Annotated in this window: 13 protein-coding genes; 4 read left to right on the forward strand and 9 right to left on the reverse strand. The window is 37.7% G+C overall.

All coding sequences use genetic code 11. From position 1 onward, the window contains the following. Positions 1-38 precede the first annotated feature (38 nt). Complete coding sequence (locus C7K43_RS13445) at positions 39-3,857, reverse strand: ABC transporter permease (RefSeq protein ID WP_226996644.1); 3,819 nt, start codon at positions 3,855-3,857, stop codon at positions 39-41. An 8-nt stretch (positions 3,858-3,865) separates the two neighbouring features. Beyond that, positions 3,866-4,567, reverse strand: coding sequence for an ABC transporter ATP-binding protein (locus tag C7K43_RS08435; RefSeq protein WP_124006461.1), 702 nt, complete (start codon positions 4,565-4,567; stop codon positions 3,866-3,868). 183 nt (positions 4,568-4,750) lie between these two features. On the opposite strand from C7K43_RS08435, the gene C7K43_RS08440 reads away from it, so the two are divergent. Continuing rightward, positions 4,751-5,329 (forward strand): TetR/AcrR family transcriptional regulator, encoded by a 579-nt coding sequence (locus tag C7K43_RS08440; RefSeq protein ID WP_168711998.1) that lies wholly within the window; start codon positions 4,751-4,753, stop codon positions 5,327-5,329. 47 nt (positions 5,330-5,376) lie between these two features. Here the strand turns inward: C7K43_RS08440 and C7K43_RS08445 are convergent, their stop codons facing one another. The 4 genes from C7K43_RS08445 to C7K43_RS08460 form a co-directional block, all read right to left on the reverse strand. Continuing rightward, on the reverse strand, positions 5,377-5,901 hold the full coding sequence (locus C7K43_RS08445; protein ID WP_124006463.1) for an Asp23/Gls24 family envelope stress response protein: 525 nt from the start codon (positions 5,899-5,901) through the stop codon (positions 5,377-5,379). Between the two features lie 18 nt (positions 5,902-5,919). After that, positions 5,920-6,114: a DUF2273 domain-containing protein gene (locus C7K43_RS08450; RefSeq protein ID WP_124006464.1), complete on the reverse strand. Its 195-nt coding sequence runs from the start codon at positions 6,112-6,114 to the stop codon at positions 5,920-5,922. A 13-nt stretch (positions 6,115-6,127) separates the two neighbouring features. After that, positions 6,128-6,688: an alkaline shock response membrane anchor protein AmaP gene (gene amaP / locus C7K43_RS08455; protein ID WP_124006465.1), complete on the reverse strand. Its 561-nt coding sequence runs from the start codon at positions 6,686-6,688 to the stop codon at positions 6,128-6,130. A 106-nt stretch (positions 6,689-6,794) separates the two neighbouring features. Further along, positions 6,795-7,250 (reverse strand): Asp23/Gls24 family envelope stress response protein, encoded by a 456-nt coding sequence (locus C7K43_RS08460; RefSeq protein WP_124006466.1) that lies wholly within the window; start codon positions 7,248-7,250, stop codon positions 6,795-6,797. 235 nt (positions 7,251-7,485) lie between these two features. Between C7K43_RS08460 and ppdK the strand changes: the two genes are divergently transcribed. Genes ppdK through C7K43_RS08475 form a run of 3 tightly spaced genes read left to right on the forward strand, consistent with a single transcriptional unit; the run spans position 7,486 to position 11,589 of the window. After that, a complete protein-coding gene (gene ppdK / locus C7K43_RS08465; protein WP_124006467.1) occupies positions 7,486-10,116 on the forward strand; it encodes a pyruvate, phosphate dikinase in 2,631 nt (876 codons plus the stop codon). Positions 10,117-10,150: 34 nt separating this feature from the next. Further along, positions 10,151-10,777: a helix-turn-helix transcriptional regulator gene (locus C7K43_RS08470; protein ID WP_124006468.1), complete on the forward strand. Its 627-nt coding sequence runs from the start codon at positions 10,151-10,153 to the stop codon at positions 10,775-10,777. Next, positions 10,774-11,589 (forward strand): pyruvate, water dikinase regulatory protein, encoded by an 816-nt coding sequence (locus C7K43_RS08475; RefSeq protein WP_124006469.1) that lies wholly within the window; start codon positions 10,774-10,776, stop codon positions 11,587-11,589. The genes C7K43_RS08470 and C7K43_RS08475 overlap by 4 nt, the downstream gene beginning before the upstream one ends. 132 nt (positions 11,590-11,721) lie before the next feature. Here the strand turns inward: C7K43_RS08475 and C7K43_RS08480 are convergent, their stop codons facing one another. From C7K43_RS08480 to C7K43_RS08490, 3 genes are all read right to left on the reverse strand, one after another. After that, complete coding sequence (locus C7K43_RS08480) at positions 11,722-12,678, reverse strand: lactate/malate family dehydrogenase (protein ID WP_124006470.1); 957 nt, start codon at positions 12,676-12,678, stop codon at positions 11,722-11,724. Positions 12,679-12,746: 68 nt separating this feature from the next. Beyond that, the gene (locus tag C7K43_RS08485; protein WP_124006471.1) at positions 12,747-13,490 is read right to left on the reverse strand and encodes a polysaccharide deacetylase family protein; all 744 of its coding nucleotides are present in this window, start codon (positions 13,488-13,490) and stop codon (positions 12,747-12,749) included. Between the two features lie 120 nt (positions 13,491-13,610). After that, entirely contained in the window at positions 13,611-14,459 is an 849-nt protein-coding gene (locus C7K43_RS08490) for a MurR/RpiR family transcriptional regulator (protein WP_124006472.1), read from the reverse strand. Between the last annotated feature and the right edge of the window lie 11 nt (positions 14,460-14,470).

The raw sequence follows: 14,470 nt of genomic DNA on the forward strand, positions 1-14,470 counted from the left end.
TAGTACCTTCTTTCGCTTAAGATGTGCTCATTTAATGATTAATCAGCGGACTGCAGTGCTTCTAACATGTCGATATTTTTTAATTTCCGATGGATCACAAACATTAAAATGAAAGTAATTAATAGTGTAATGCCTGCTGACAAAGCGAAATTAGAAAGTTGCAGCCCCGGGCTAAACATCGCTTCATCCGGAGGTAACGTCTGCATAATAAATCCATGTAAGAAATAGCCAACGACATATCCCACTAAAATACCTAAAATAGAAAGCAAGATCGTCTCACGATAAATATACATCGTTACTTCGCGATCATAAAAACCTAATACTTTGATTGTGGACAATTCACGAATCCGTTCGGAAACATTGATATTGGTTAAATTATAAATGACCACCATCGCAAGTAGAGTCGCACAAGTAATTAAGACTAAGATAACATTATTTAAACCATCAATAACATTATCAATTTGTTCGCTAATGGCACTCGATTGCACAACGCCTTGAGTACCGTCTAAATCCATAAACGCCTCTGATTGTTTATCAATATTCTCTTGAGACGTATCGTTTAACGTTACTAGATATCCATTAGGTTTTCCATCAGAGTCAAAGGATTGTTGATAAGCGTCCTGGCTCATGTAGGCATAATGCCCCATATACATTTCGGTTATTCCGGCAACTTTTACTTGATGACCTTGATCATCTTCATCTTTTAAAGTCACGGTATCACCGGTTTGTGCGCCTAGCAGATCAGCCAGTTTTTCAGATAAGATGGCGCCGTCGTCTGGTAATGACAATTGTTTTTGACTCTGACGATCTACCATCTCCACATCTTGACTGAAAGCTTGTTCATCATCAGGAACCAACAAGGTGATATCTTGCGTATCGTTATTTTCTCCTGCTCGCACGTTCAACTCTTCGTAATGTACATCAGTATCATTACGAATATCATTTTGTTCCAGTTTTTCATCGATTTGTTCTTGTTCATCATCAGATACGTCGTCATTTTTGCTGACAATTAAATCGTATTTGACTAAATCATTGAATTGATGGTCTACAATACCAGTTAATGAATCTCTAATACCAAAACCAGTAATCAGTAGTGCTGTACATCCAGCTACCCCGAAAATAGTCATAAACATCCGTTTTTTATAGCGGAACAAATTACGCGCAGTGACTTTGTAAGTAAAGCTCAAGTGGTTCCAAAGCGGCGTAATACGCTCCAATAAAATTCTAGAACCTTTTTTAGGCGGTTTAGCTTCCAAAAGCTGTGCCGTTTTTTCTTTTAACTCTCTATTGGCTACCAGATAAGCTGACAGTGTCGTACATATTATAGCAATGGCAAAACCGATAAAGGTATAAAACGGTGAAAAGTTCAACGTAACTTGGCTAAAGGTTGAAGAAGCCGCGTACGCTTCAAAGATAACTGTCGGCAACAAAGTGTGCCCTAAGGCTGTTCCTATCAATGCACCCAGTGAACTTGAAACTATACCGTAAACCACAAATTTTTTCTTAATGTCCCAATTGCTATATCCTAAAGCTTTAAATATTCCTGAATTAGTACGTTCTTCATCAACAAAACGAGTCATAGTTGTTAAACTAACTAAAGCTGCAATCGCAAATAGAAACACAGGAAATATATTGGATAAAATATCAACCCGTTGTGAGTTTTCCAAATATTGTTTGTAGCCTGGATTACCATCTTTACGATCTTCAAAAGTATACTCAGGGGCTTCTAAATCATCAAGTTCATCCTGCGCATCTTTTAGTTCTTGTTCTTTATCAGGTAACTCTTCGTCTGCTTTTTGTTTTTGCTCTTCATATTCGTCTTTATTTTCTTCGTATTCTGATTTTTTATCGGCCAATTCAGCTTGAGCTTGTTCAAGTTGCTCTTGTCCTTGAGCCTGCGTATCTGCCAAGGTATTTTTAGCTTCTGTCAATTCAGCTTCTTTATTGCCTAGTTCACGTTCGGCAGCGGCTATATTTTGCGCGTTTTTTTGATATTCAGCAGAATTTTCATTTAATGTATTCATGCCTGCAACCCAAGCAGCCAGACCTTCTTCATATTCCTCTTTATTTTGATTGAAAGATTGCACTCCTGCGTTGTATTCTTCCAAACCACTTTGATATTCTTGCTCTTTTTGTTCAAGCTGTGTTTGCTTTTGACCGAGCTCTTGTTTGGCTGAATCTAATGTCTGTTGCCCTTGTTCAGTTTCGCTTTGCACACTAGCAATTTCCTCTTGCTTTTCATCTAGTGTTGCATCTAGCGTCGATTGAGCAGTATCACTTTCTTGTTGCAGGGAATCAGATGCAGCAAGCGCTTGTTGATACGATTGTTGGGCCGTTTCAATTTCATTTTGTTTCACTTGAATCTGTTCATCCAACTGCTGAAGTGTATCTTCATCCTGATCTTCTGCAACTTGTTCTTTTTGCTCTTCTAACTGCGCAATATCCGATTTGTTTTCAGAAGCTGTTTGCTCATAAGTAGCTTTCAAGGGTTCAACTTGTTGTTGGAGCTCATCGGCTTTAGTTTTGAGCTGTTCGACCTCTCCTTGCTTTTCATCTTTTTGTTGCACTAATGTCTCTTGTTGCTGTGCAACTTGCGATTGTCCTGCTTGTAATTTTTGTTCATTTTCTTCAATTTTTTGTTGGCCATTCGCAAGCTGTGTCTTTCCTTGCTCTAGCGCAGCAGCTCCTTGATCAAGTTGTCCTTTATTTGAAGCTAACATTGATTGAGCATTGTCTAACTGGCCTTTAGCAGATTGTAACTGCGTCCATTTTTCATTTAATGTGGTTTCACCACTATCTAATTGATTTTTAGCCTGAGATAACTGGTTCTGCGCAGTAGAAATCGAATCTTTTCCTTGGTTCAACTGTTGCTGACCGTCATCAATTTGACTTTGAGCGTCTGCAACTTCACTATCCAACGCTGCTTGATTTTCCTCGATTTCTTCTTGCGCTTCTTGAATTTGACTATCAGCGTCATCAAGTTGTGATTGGGCATCATCTAATTCTTGCTTGGTATCATTTACTTCTTCCCAGCCATCGTCAATATCTTGCTGCCGATCATCCTTCACATCAGACAAACGCTTATCATCTTGCCCATCAAATAATTCTTCAACAGAATCTTGATGCTTACGAATTAATTGATCATATTTATCGCTATAGGCATTCAAGTTCTGCGTATCAGCAAAGTCCATCCGCGCAATCATATAGACATCAGAATCAAAGTTTTCTTCTGGCACAACACCGTAACTATCTAATTGACCCGTGCCAACAGTTGTTTGTCCGATATTCGATGTCTCGGTAATCTCACTAGATTTAACAAAACCAACGACTTTATATGAAGTCCTATCTAAAATTTCTTGAGCAGATTCGTCCGTCTCATCATCTGAATCCTCTGAGTCATCTGCTTCTTCTTGATCAAGATCAATCGTGTCGCCTATTTTAAAGTTGTTTTGTTGTTGATAATCTAACACAATTTCATCTGCAGCTTGAGGCATGTTCCCTTTAACCACTTCATATTGCGAGAGATTTTCTGGCGCTGAAAAGATCCGCATGCTCGTATCGGTATCTTTTATTGTCACATCTTCTAAATAACCATACTCTACATCTTCTAGCTGATCAGCTTGGGCTAAAAGATCCTGATCAGAATCATCTAATCCCCAAGTTGAAGTCAATGTCATATCAGCTAAATTAGTTTGTTCATAAAAGTCTTCAGCGGTAGCCCGCATATCAGGTCCAGTTACTTTTAACCCCACAAACGCAAAGGTTCCTAAAGCCATTAAACTTAAGATCGAGAAAAACCTACCCCAAGAACCAGTAATCGATCGCCTAATATCTTTCCAAAGTTTTTTCTTACGCATCTTCTCACCTACCATTCAATATCTGCAATATTATTTGGTTGATCATTTTTTTCAACCTGGCTAATTTTAGCGTCACTCATTCGAATCACTCGATCAGCAATAGGCGCAATTGCGGCATTGTGTGTGACAATAATAACCGTTGCCCCTTCTTTTCTACTGCGATCTTGTAAAATCTGCAAAATTTGTTTGCCGGTTTGTGAATCAAGAGCACCGGTAGGTTCATCACAAAGTAAAATTTTAGGGTTTTTAGCAATTGCCCTTGCGATTGAAACACGTTGTTGCTCTCCGCCCGAAAGTTGTGCCGGAAAATTATCGATACGTTCATTTAAGCCGACATCTTTTAACACTTCTTCAGGATCTAATGGGTCTTTAGCAATTTCTGAAGCCAATTCCACATTTTCTTTGGTAGTCAAATTTTGGACGAGGTTATAAAATTGAAAAACAAAACCTACGTCATACCGCCGATAAGTAATCAATTGCTTATTAGAGTAGTTAGAAATATCATGATCATCAACAATAACTTGCCCGCTATCATTGGTATCCATACCGCCTAGAATATTCAATAGTGTGGATTTCCCAGCTCCTGAAGCCCCTAAGATCACCACTAATTCGCCTTTTTCAACCGAAAAGGATAAGGCGTCATTAGCAATAATTTCTGTATCGCCAGTCTTAAATTTTTTGGTACTATCTTTTAATTCAATATAAGCCATTTGAAAAGCTCCTCCTTATATGAACAACTTGTTGAGTTCCACGGAACATTATAGTATGCTTACGCTCAGATTTCCATAAACAGCTCGCCATTTTTTGTCCATTTAAGTAATTAATTACACATCATGTTGATTTTACCTATAATTTCATTGTACACTATAATCAAAAAGACAAGGGGGATATACATGCAACGCAACACACAAACTAAAGTGAAAATTAAGCAAGCTCTGATTCAACTGCTTAATCAGAAGCATTTAGAAGAAATCACGGTAAGCGATATCACTCGTAATTCACAAATTAATCGGGGAACTTTTTATCTTCATTATCTAGATAAATACGACTTAATTGAAAAACTAGAAAAAGAGATCTTATCAAATATTCAGCAAATATTTGATCAACCCGTCAAAAAAGAAGAAGAAAATCCACTAATACCGGATAGATTAATCCTTGATGCCCTTTATTATGTCAAAGATGACTTAGCTTTTATTAAAGCGTTAGTAGAAGAAAATGGAGATCCTAAATTTGTCTCTACTTTTAAAAAGTTATTAACGAATACTGTAAATAAATACATCGCTCTGCATGAAACGAATCAGTTACCAATTGAAAAGATACCTAATGATTATGCCGAAGAAATTCTGCTATCAAGTACAATTTCTATTTTGTTACTATGGATTAAAAAAGACGGACAAGAGTCACCCGAACAGCTGTTAAAATATATTAACTATGCCCGCGATACCTCGCCAGCAGCGTTATTACAACCATAAAAAAGAGCCCTTGCAAACTTGCAAGGACCCATTTTTTTGTCTTTTCCTTATTCCACTCTAGGTTCACGGTTTTCTTGGATATTTTCGACATCTTCATTGATATTTTGCGTTGCCTTGCTTGTTTGTTGTGAAATATAGTGACCGGTAGTTTTTCCAGCGCTAGTTACTTTATCTTGCACCGTTTCACTTTCTTCTTCATATTCTTCTTGCGTCTTAATATCAACCACATTCACATTTACTTCGACTACATCTAGATGTGTCATTTCGCTAACATCTTTTGAAATTAGTCGTTTGATTTCATCATAAATATGACGGCTATCTTTGCCGTACTCAACAACGACATCCATATCGACAGCGACTTGCTTTTTCCCAACTTCAGCGTTAATACCGGTGGTAACATTGTTAGTATTCACTAGTTTTTCAGCAACATTAGAGAAAAATCCACCATTGATAGTTAATAGTCCATCAATATTATCCATTGCATAACCGATAATTTTTTTAATTACCTTTTCGGCAAAAGTTAATTCACCTGAAATATTATTCGTGTTTACTTTATTTTCTTGTCTTTCCATGTCAACGTCCTCCTAATTTTACCTTCTAGGTCCTTTGAACCGGTCGAAAACACCGATCCCATTCAAATAAAGCCCAATAAACGCACCTAAAACCGTGCATGCAACGACTAGTAGCGTTTTTGCAAAACCAATCGTTAGCAGAAGAATTGCCAAAACTAAGCCAATCCCGCCGCCAATGATTCCATAACGATAGCGCTGTAATAATTCTTGCATTTGGCAACCTCCTTTATTTTACCCGTTCGGCATTTTTTTCTGCGGGTTTCCGATAATTTTCAAGAGACACTTCCGTTTTGATATTTTCTGTGGTTCCCATTAACGAAGAGACTTGCGATTGAATTTCATCTACAAGTTCGTTTTGTTTATCCGGAATTGCCATAACTTTTTTCATATAGCCTGAAACTTTTATCCGAATTTTTTTATTATACATTTTCACTTTTATTGCCGGGTTCTCAACAAAAGGCTCTTGATTTACAATTTGCAGCACAAAATTTTCTACTGCTTTTTTTTGAATTTTTAACGTTCCTTGTCCTTGCTCTAAAACTAAGGTATTTTTCTTTCTAGGATAAAAAATCGTGATGACTAATAATAAAACGGTCAATACAAGCAACAAGGCGCTAAACCAAAATAGCAACTGCTGCATATACATGCCAATCCATGGATAGTCATACATAGAAATAAAGCGCACCGGCAATTGCACAGCCTCTTGATTTTCAACCAGCACAAAGAAAAGTGTGAAAATCAAAAGCAACAGCAGGATGCCAATTAAGCTTTTGCGTAGCTTACCCATAGCTTCACCCTCTCTAACAACGATTCAAGTTAGTCATACAAAATTTACTAACCTCCATGGTTACATGAGCTAATCGTTGTATTCATAATAAAAACTTGCTTATATTTTAGTTATCCGATTCATCCGATTGTTGTTCATCAGATTTTTTATCTTGTTCGATTTCTTCTCTAGTTTTGATGTCTTCTACATGAACATTTACTTCAACTACATCTAAGTGTGTCATTTTCTTAACTTGCTCTGCAGCAACTTTTTTAATTTGCTCATAGATATTTTCTGCATCTTTACGATATTCAATGACAACATCTAAATCCACAGCAACTTCTTCTTTACCCACTTCGGTGTCAATACCGCTGGTTACATCGTCTGAGTTAGAGATTCGTTCTGCCATATTTGAGAAAAAGCCGCCATCAACGCGTAACAAACCATCAACTTTTTCCAAAGCAATTCCGATAATTTTTTGGATCACTTTATCCTCAAATGTTAATTCCCCAGAAACTTGTTGTTGATCTTTCTTTTCATTAACTCCATTGGTTGATACAGTTTTACTTGTTTGATCTGCCATGTCCTTTTCCTCCTAAATATTTTTCTTAATTGTTAAAAAACAACTTTACATATTTATAATAAAGCAAAGCTGTAAAAATTTAAACCAAAAAGGGTTATAGCTTAATACTGCCAAACAATGTTAGGTGCTTTCGTTGATTTAAAATGCATTAAATAGTTGTTGACAAACGTATATGAGTATTATATATTTATTTAAGCTTAAGTAATACGCATTATAAAAGAAAGGTGTGTCATATTTGAAACAAATTTATCGATTCAGTGAAGGTAGTGTCGAAATGAAGGACTTGTTAGGTGGGAAAGGGGCCAATTTAGCAGAGATGACCCGGCTAGGGCTACCAGTGCCTGCTGGATTCACCATTACAACGGCTGCGTGTATAAAATACTTGCAACAAGAAAATTATTTTGAACAGTCTTTAAAAGCAGATATTTTGAAAGCGATTAATCAACTGGAAAATGAAGTCGGTAAGTCGTTGTTAAATAATGACCAAATGTTGTTAATTTCGGTACGTAGTGGTGCCAAATTCTCCATGCCAGGAATGATGGACACCATTCTTAACCTTGGGTTAAACGACGACCGTGTACTGGCTTTTGCAAAGCTGACGAATGCTTCTTTTGCTTACGATTGTTATCGCCGTCTCATCCAAATGTTTGGTGACGTGGTTTACGGTATTTCCAAAGAAACTTTTGACGACACTTTACACAAATTTGAAGCAGCCTTTGGTAAAAGTGTCGCTGATTTTTCAATACCAGAACAACAAAAACTGATTGAAGCGTATAAAATACCCTATCACAAGCAGCAAAAAGAATTCCCTCAAGATCCGATAGATCAACTTTTTATTGCAATTAAAGCGGTCTTTCATTCATGGAACAATCAACGGGCACAAGTTTATCGGAAATTACATGACATCCCCTTTAGTTTAGGTACAGCGGTAAATATTCAATCAATGGTTTTTGGCAACAACGGTGATAAAAGTGCGACAGGCGTAGCTTTTACTCGAAACCCTGCAACTGGAGAGAAAAAACTTTTTGGCGAATTTTTACCCAATGCCCAAGGGGAAGATGTCGTTGCGGGCATTCGGACTCCGCAGCCGATTGCTAAACTCAAACAATTACTTCCTACCGCTTATACAGATTTTATGCGTTATGCAGAAATTTTGGAAACACACTATAAAGATATGCAAGACATTGAGTTTACAATCGATCAGGGACAACTATTCATTCTGCAGACCAGAAGCGGCAAACGAACTGCCCAAGCAGCGCTTAACATCGCCCTAGATCTTGTCAATGATAAAATAATAACGAAAGACGAGGCGCTTTTACGAGTTACACCGACAATGGTTGAACAGTTGATCCACCCTGTATTTGATCCAACAGAACTAAAAAATGCAACAGTATTAGCCCATGGCCTGCCGGCAAGTCCAGGAGCTGCTACAGGACAAATTGTATTTACAGCAGAAAAAGCCCAGGAATTTCATGAGCAAGGTAAAAAGGTCATCTTGGTCCGACAAGAAACTTCGCCTGAAGATATCGCAGGAATGGTGGTAAGCGAAGCGATCGTTACCTCTAGAGGAGGCATGACCTCGCACGCTGCTGTAGTTGCGCGTGGGATGGGCACTTGTTGTGTTGCTGGCTGTGAAGCATTAACCGTTGATGAATATACGCGAACGATTACTTGTGAAGAGCAAACATTAACAGAAGGCGATATCATTTCGGTTGATGGCTCTATAGGGACAATCTACCAAACCGAACTGCAAACAGTCACTCCTGAAGACAATCAGAATCTGCAACGTCTATTAACTTGGGCGGACGAACGAGCTGACTTAATGGTACGTGCCAATGCAGAAACGCTACAGGATTTGACAGCAGCGATCCATTTTGGCGCGTCTGGAATTGGCTTAGCGCGCACCGAGCATATGTTTTTTGGAGAAGATCGAATTTTAGAAATGCGCCGTTTAATTTTAGCTGAAGAAAAACAAGAATTTGACATAGCGCTCAAACGTCTACTTAGTTTCCAACAAGATGATTTTTATCAGATGTTACAAACGACCCAAGAAAAACCCATGGTTATCCGGCTCTTAGACCCACCTATGCATGAATTTTTACCTGCTGACGAGCAAGCGATCAACCAATTAGCCCAGCAACTGAAAAAATCGCCAGTACGCATAACCAATCAAATTACTCAGCTACACGAAACCAACCCAATGCTCGGTCATCGTGGCTGTCGCTTAGGAATTACTAAGGCACAAATTTATCAAATGCAAGTCGAGGCAATTTTTACCAGCGCGATTAAATTAGCACAAAATGGAATTGTCGTAAAACCAGAAATAATGGTGCCTTTGGTTGCTGAAGAAAAAGAATTAATTGAAGTTAAAAACGCTTTGCTTCATACGATTGAAAATTTATTTGAAAAGCATGGTATAAACCCCTTTCCTTTTGAAATTGGCGTTATGATTGAATTACCTAGAGCTTGTATGACTGCCGATAAATTAGCTAGCCAAGCGGACTTTTTCAGTTTTGGTACCAATGATCTAACACAAATGTCTTACGGTTTTTCTCGCGATGACATTGGCAAATTTTTACCTATCTATAAAGAAAAAGGCATTTTATTGCAAGATCCTTTCCAAACGCTAGATCAAGCAGGTGTAGGACAGTTAATTCAAACTGCAGTTGAAAAAGCACGCCAGACTAAGCCTAATATGATGATTGGTGTATGTGGAGAAGTCGGCGGTGACCCTAAATCAATCGCCTTTTTCCAACAAGTCGGTGTAGATTATGTATCTTGTTCGGCTTATCGAATTCCAGCTGCTCGTCTAGCTTGTGCGCAAGCAGCGCTCAATGATTGCCGATTAGCTGAAGTTGCGCTATGATGAAAGTAATAAGAAACACAAGAAAGGAGCTGCTATGGAATTTTCTGATCGCCAAAAATTAATTATTGAGATTGTTAAGGCTCACGAGCCAATCACTGGAGATAACATTGCGGCCAAACTCAATCTTACCAAACCAACGTTGCGTAATGATTTATCGCTTCTAACCATGACAGGCGTTTTAGATGCGCGTCCCAAAGTCGGCTACATTTATTCTGGACAAACAATCGAACCATTGCTATTTGAAAAATTATATACAAAAAAAGTGGACGATATTATGATTCCCGCTGTATTTATTAAACAAGATACGTCGTTAAAAAATGCTATTACTGATTTATTTATGTATGATGTAGGCTCTTTATACGTTGTCAATAAAGATAAAAAATTAGTAGGAATTCTTTCAAGAAAGGACCTTTTACGTAGCGTTTTAGCTAATAATGAAGATGATATTCCAGTCGCTGTTGTGATGAGTCGGATGCCAAATGTCATTACAATCACACCCGAAGAAACGATTTTAACTGCTGGAAATACCCTCATGCAACATCAAGTAGATTCATTACCTGTAGTGGAAAAAGGAACAAATGATAAAATCATTGGCAAAATTACTAAAACCCGTATTATGAACCATTTTATCGAAGAAGGGATTAAGGTGAAAGCACAATGAATAAAAACGATACGCTAAAATTATTTATAATCTCTGATGCAATCGGAGATACTGCGCAAAAAATTACCACAGCCGTTCTTGCGCAATTTCCCGAATTGACTAATGTCGAAGTTCAGCGTTTTGCCTTTATTGATTCTAAAGAAGAGCTGCTTAAAATCTTACGAGATGCTCTCCAAGAACATGCCATCGTTGCCAGCACTTTAGTAAAAGATTCTTTCAATGAAGCTGCTCATGAGTTTGCTGCTCGTACTTCTTTAAGTTATGTTGATTTTATGACACCAATGATGGAATTAATTCAAGGGAAAACGGGTCTAGAACCTAAGCATGAAGCCCGTGCTCAGCATAAGCTAACTTCAGACTATTTTGCCAAAATAGAAGCCATCGATTTTGCCGTAAAATATGATGATGGACAAGATCCAAAAGGTTTCTTAAAAGCTGACTATGTCATTATCGGACCTTCACGTACTTCAAAGACGCCTTTAAGTATGTATTTAGCCAATAAATCTTATAAAGTAGCTAACTTGCCTTTGATACCAGAAATTCCTTTACCTAAAGAAATTTTTGATGTGCCAAAAGAAAAACTCATAGGCTTAGTTGCTACTCCTGAAGTGATTCAACGAACACGCGAAAAACGTTTAAGTTCGCTGGGTCTAGGCGGTAGTTCTTCTTACACTGATGTCGCACACATTAAAGAAGAAATGGATTATGCCAAAGAAATTTATCATGAACTAGGCGCCAAAACCGTAGAAGTGGATGATATGTCCATCGAAGAGATTGCTGAATATATTACCCGCTTGCAGATTGACCGCTAAACCCGTTGATATTTTTTAAAGAAGCAGCGTATCATTGTAATCTGTTTAATGATACGCTGCTTCTTATTTATAGAAAAAATGCTCAAATTAAGTATTAGTTTTAAAATGCTTATTTTGAACTTCGAGAAGATTTTACTCTGTCAGCGCGATGGATTGTTGTATACTGGCTACTGATTGTGCCAATTTACCTTTTTCCCATGCGTCCAAGGACACAAGTAGTTTTTTCTCTACCCCATCTTTACCTAATATGCAAGGCACACTATAAGCACAAGGGCCACTAAAACCATATTCATTATCAATCATGGGAACACTGACTGGATAGATGCTTTTTTCATCCAATAAAATACAGCGGGCAATATCAATTGCTGATTGTGCAACGGCAACATTGGTCACCCCGCTTTTTGCAGCAAAAACATCGTATGCGGCTTGTACCACTTTTTCTTTTATATCTTCAGCTGTTAAGAGTGGAATTTCAGGAAAATGGTCTGCCAATTCATTATAAGCTAACCCGCCAATTGTCAAATGGCTGAGGACAGGAAACGCAGTATAGCCATGCTCTCCCATCATATAACCAGAAACGGATTTAGGATCAACATGGTAATATTGTCCTAGCAGTTGTCGCAAACGCGAAGAATCTAGCATCGTTCCTGTGCTTAAAAGTAAATTTTTAGGATAATCATACGATGCGACGATATGAATCACAGTATCTGCCGGATTGGTAATAAAAATTACCATTGCGTCTTGCGTATTTTGCGTGATATTTCCCATAATTTCATGGATAATCGGCAAATTTTCAATCAGTAATTCATTCCGATCTTCCGGAATCTCTCCTTCTGCATAAACATGAGTAGCAGCCACAATAATAATATCTGCATCTGCTACGTCTTTGTAAGTTCCTTTGTAGATCGTAATGTTTTTACGGGACAATAAACCGCCGGCATGCGTTTGATCCAATCCTTCGCCAAAAGCAACACGGTCTCTAGGATCAATCAAAACAATTTCACCGAAGAGTTCGGTTTGCACTGCTGTTGCCAACACACTAGAACCGACATGGCCCAACCCGATAATAGCTAATTTTTTCGTTTTCATCTATTTCTCCTTGTATCCTTTAATTGTTTTTTCATTAATATCTTTATTAGTAATATACAATAAAAGTTCTATTCTAATATCGCTTTAAATTCCTGCAGCGTACACCCATACCACACGGTATCTCGATGTAAAGTTAAGACTGGCGTTTGCCCCGTATTTTCTCCCGCTACCGTGGTAAAAGCATAATGAATATTTAGTTTGGCTAACCTTTTGACATCCATTTGTTCATAAATACCAAAAGGATAAGCAAAAACATCCGCTTGATCAACATACTGACCACATGAAGCTAAGTCTTGATTTAATTCTTCCACTGATACTTTTTGCATTCCAATTGAGCCGTCAGAATAGCGTTGATGCAAGTTTTCCGTATGATTTGCCAACTCAAAAACATCCCGCATTTTTTCTAGCTCTGATTTTGCCATAACAATCGACTGCCTTGGATCAAATTCTTTGATTTGGTCAAAAAGCCAACCTTTGACTACAAAACACACCGCATGAAAATTCTTTTGCTGCAAAATCGGATAAGCATATTTATAGATTGACTGATAGGCATCATCAAACGTTAACAAAACTGATTTTTCAGGCAGATCTTTTCCTTTTTGATAAAAATCTTTGATCTCTTGTAAAGTCAGTGTATGATAATTTTCTTTCTCTAAAAAATCCATCTGTGCTTTAAAATCAGTAAAATCACAAAATAATTTTGTAGGCAACGCATCTTCATAGGATTGTTTGACCAAAATCGGTGAAGGATTTTGGGTATCAAATGTGCCTTTTTCTCTGATCTCATGATACATTAATGTGTGAAATCCCAAGTCATTCCCTCCATAGCCTTAATTTGTAACTAATTATAACAAAAAAGCAGTCTCAATGTATCCTACTTCCAAACGTTAGTTTCGCTAACGACTAGTACATAGAACACATTAAACTGTTTTTTAATCATTTTGTTCAATAATTTGTACTGTCGTTTTGGTTTGCTCTAATTGTCCTAATGTTTTATCGTAGTGCTTGGTAGCATAAGCAGAAAATAATACGTCAACACTATACAATTGAACCAATAATGAGTTCGTCGCCGAACTTCTTAAACGCGCTTCACCACCGTCTGCTGTATGCAACAACACATCGGCAATCGTTGCCAAAGTTGAGTGTGCTTTGCTCGTCATACAGACAACCGGAATGCCTTGTTCTTTTGCCAGTAAGGCTAAATTAATAACCTCTTGTTTCTCACCAGAATTTGAAACCAAAAAGAGCCAGGCGGGCATCTCATTGGTTACAATAGCCGTTGTTAATAAATGATAGTCTTTACTGTAAATAACTTTTTTTCCGATCCGTAAAAATTTCTGCGCAAAATCATCGGCTACAATACCTGAAGCCCCGATCCCGTAAGTAAACATAAAGTCCGTTGTTTCGAGTAGATTGATCACTTGCTCGATAGATTCAACTTCTAGCTTTTCGCGGTTTTTTTCCAGTCCATCGGTCATTTTTAACAATAGCTTCTGTTTAATCGTATCAATGTCTTCATTGGGAACAATATCTGTATACAAATTTCCCTTTATTGCTGGTTGATTAGCAGAAAGTTTTAATTTTAAGTCAGTAAATCCTTCTAAACCCAGCGAATAACACAACCGCACCACAGTTGCAGGACTCGTTTCGGAAGCTTGTGATAACGCCTTAGCGCTCATATGGATGACACTTTCTGGTTGTTCGAGAATCCATTCAGCAAGCTTTTTTTCAGCTTTAGGCAATTTATTTATTTGGTGTTGTATCGTAAACAAAATATTCATTTCCTGCACCT

The organism is Tetragenococcus koreensis (assembly GCF_003795145.1).
Taxonomy (GTDB): domain Bacteria; phylum Bacillota; class Bacilli; order Lactobacillales; family Enterococcaceae; genus Tetragenococcus; species Tetragenococcus koreensis.